This window comes from Providencia sp. PROV_01, assembly GCF_053098325.1.
Map to the genome: position 1 here is coordinate 1 of NZ_JBRFKD010000018.1, position 937 is coordinate 937.

General features: G+C 59.3%; 1 protein-coding gene. It reads left to right on the forward strand.

Annotated elements, in window-relative coordinates; translation table 11 throughout:
• Window positions 1-139 precede the first annotated feature (139 nt).
• The coding region (gene intI1, locus ACU696_RS21110; protein WP_016809449.1) for a class 1 integron integrase IntI1 at window positions 140-937 on the forward strand (798 nt) is incomplete at its 3' end.

A 937-nucleotide genomic window follows, 5' to 3' on the forward strand; every position in this document is an offset into this window, starting at 1 on the left:
TAACTTTGTTTTAGGGCGACTGCCCTGCTGCGTAACATCGTTGCTGCTCCATAACATCAAACATCGACCCACGGCGTAACGCGCTTGCTGCTTGGATGCCCGAGGCATAGACTGTACAAAAAAACAGTCATAACAAGCCATGAAAACCGCCACTGCGCCGTTACCACCGCTGCGTTCGGTCAAGGTTCTGGACCAGTTGCGTGAGCGCATACGCTACTTGCATTACAGCTTACCAACCGAACAGGCTTATGTCCACTGGGTTCGTGCCTTCATCCGTTTCCACGGTGTGCGTCACCCGGCAACCTTGGGCAGCAGCGAAGTCGAGGCATTTCTGTCCTGGCTGGCGAACGAGCGCAAGGTTTCGGTCTCCACGCATCGTCAGGCATTGGCGGCCTTGCTGTTCTTCTACGGCAAGGTGCTGTGCACGGATCTGCCCTGGCTTCAGGAGATCGGAAGACCTCGGCCGTCGCGGCGCTTGCCGGTGGTGCTGACCCCGGATGAAGTGGTTCGCATCCTCGGTTTTCTGGAAGGCGAGCATCGTTTGTTCGCCCAGCTTCTGTATGGAACGGGCATGCGGATCAGTGAGGGTTTGCAACTGCGGGTCAAGGATCTGGATTTCGATCACGGCACGATCATCGTGCGGGAGGGCAAGGGCTCCAAGGATCGGGCCTTGATGTTACCCGAGAGCTTGGCACCCAGCCTGCGCGAGCAGCTGTCGCGTGCACGGGCATGGTGGCTGAAGGACCAGGCCGAGGGCCGCAGCGGCGTTGCGCTTCCCGACGCCCTTGAGCGGAAGTATCCGCGCGCCGGGCATTCCTGGCCGTGGTTCTGGGTTTTTGCGCAGCACACGCATTCGACCGATCCACGGAGCGGTGTCGTGCGTCGCCATCACATGTATGACCAGACCTTTCAGCGCGCCTTCAAACGTGCCGTAGAA